General features: G+C 77.6%; 2 protein-coding genes. Both read left to right on the top strand.

Going from position 1 to position 2146, the window contains the following annotated elements; genetic code table 11:
- Window positions 1-1897, top strand: a 1897-nt coding sequence (locus ADL08_RS09465) for a non-ribosomal peptide synthetase (RefSeq protein WP_324615456.1), incomplete at its 5' end; no start/stop codon positions are given.
- An 83-nt stretch (window positions 1898-1980) separates the two neighbouring features.
- On the top strand, window positions 1981-2146 hold a 166-nt coding region (locus ADL08_RS37585; RefSeq protein ID WP_159043012.1), incomplete at its 3' end, for a condensation domain-containing protein.

Here is a 2146-nt window from a genome sequence, read left to right as displayed (position 1 = left end):
CCCCCTCCACCGCCCCGTACGGAAGGTGAGCCCCGCCATGACCGCCGTCCTCCCCGAGCGCCCCGCCGCCGCCCCGTCCCTCCCCCTCCCGGCGGAGCACACCGCGGACTCCTGCTCCTGCGGCACGTGCGCCGCCGCCGGCACCGGCGCGGCCGACCTGCTCGCCCGGCTCGCCACCGCCCCCGGCGGCCGCACCGCCGTCGTCGCGGGCGACCGCACCCTCACCTTCGACGAACTGCGCGCCGAAGCGGCCGCGTTCGCCGCCCGCCTCACCGCCCTCGGCGCCGGCCCGGAGAGCGTCGTCGCGCTCTGCCTGCCGCGCGGCGCCGACCTCGTCACCGCGATCATCGGCACCCTCACCGCCGGCGCCGCCTACCTGCCGGTCGACCCCGCGCTGCCCGCCGAGCGCCGCCGCTACCTGGTCGAGGACTCCGGCGCCGGCCTGGTGGTGACGGACGGCACGGCCGGATCCCCCGCCCCCGGCACCCGCGCCGTGACGATCACCGGACCGGCGGACGCCCGGGGCGCCGCCCCCGTCCCGTACGCGCCCGCCCCGGTCACCGCCGACACCCTTGCCTACGTCATCTACACCTCCGGCTCCACCGGCCGCCCCAAGGGCGTGGAGATCGGCCGCGGCGCCGTCTCCCTGCTGCTGCGGGAGCTCGAAGGAGCGGGCGCCGCCACCGGCGAGGGCCGCCGGGTCGGCTGGAACGCCTCCCCGTCGTTCGACGCGTCCGTGCAGCAGTGGATCCGGCTCTGCCGGGGCGACACCCTCGTCATGATCGACGAGGAGACCCGCCGCGACCCGGCCCTCCTCGCCGCCCTCGTCGACGAACAGGCCCTCACCGACCTGGACGTCACCCCCTCGCACGCGGACCCGCTGCTCGACCTGCTCACCCCCGACGGCGGCCCCCGCCCGCTGACCCTCCTCGTCGGCGGCGAGGCCATCGGCCCGGCGCTGTGGAACCGCCTGGCCGCCGCCCACGCCTCCGGCCTCCTGCGCGCCCTCAACGTGTACGGGCCCACCGAGTGCACCGTCGACGCCACCGCCGGATGGATCGACCGGCCGGGCGAGCCGCACATCGGCACCGCCCTGCCCGGCCTCCGGACCCGGCTCCTCGGCGCGGACCTCGCCCCGGTGGCGGAGGGCGAGGCCGGCGAGCTGTACCTCGCCGGTCCGCGCCTGGCCCGCGGCTACCGCAACCGCCCCGGCCTGACGGCCGAACGCTTCGTCGCCGACCCGTACGGCGCCCCCGGCACGCGCGTGTACCGCACCGGCGACCGCTGCCGGCGGCTCCCCGACGGCCGGCTCGTCTACCTCGGCCGCGCCGACGGCCAGATCAAGCTGCGCGGCCACCGCGTCGAACTCCCGGAGATCGAGGCCGCCCTCACCCGGGTGGACGGCGTCGCCGAGGCCGCCGTGATCCTCGGCGAGGACGCGGGCGGCACCCCCGGCCTGATCGCCTACCACCGGGGCGGGGACGCCACCGCGCTCCGCGCCGCGCTCACCGCCGCCCTGCCCCCGTACATGGTCCCGGCCGCGTACGTCGCCGTGGACCGGTTCGCCACCACCCCCAGCGGCAAGCTCGACCGGGCCGCGCTCCCCACCCGCGTCGAGACGCCGGCGGCCCGGGAGTCCGGGGCGGCCGGGGGACCGAGCGGCGCGGCGGAGGAACTGATCGCCCGCGTGTGGACCCAGGTCCTGGGAGCCGCGTCGATCGGCCCCGACGACAACTTCTTCAAGCTCGGCGGCCACTCCCTGCTCGCCATCAAACTGGTCTCCCGGGTCCGGGCCGAACTCTCCGTCGCCCTGCCCGTCAAGGCCGTCTACGCCCACCCCCGGCTGCGCGACCTCGCCGCCCACATCGAGGAGCTGACGGCCGCGAAGGATGCCTGACCGCGGCCCCCGTCCCCGCCTCCGCGCCGACCCCCGTCACCGGCTCACCCACCCGCCCCCGCCACTCCCGAGGAGCAGCAACCGTGATCCCCCTGTCCTACGCCCAGCGCCGGCTGTGGTTCCTGAGCCGCCTCGAAGGTCCGTCGCCGTCGTACAACGCGCCCGTGGTGCTCCGGTTGGACGCGATGCCCGATCCGGGGGTGCTGGAGGCGGCGGTACGGGACGTGGTGGAGCGGCACGAGGTGCTGC

The organism is Streptomyces sp. NRRL F-6492, assembly GCF_001280125.1.
Taxonomy (GTDB): Bacteria; Actinomycetota; Actinomycetes; order Streptomycetales; family Streptomycetaceae; genus Streptomyces.
This window is presented reverse-complemented; position numbering and strand designations above follow the sequence as displayed.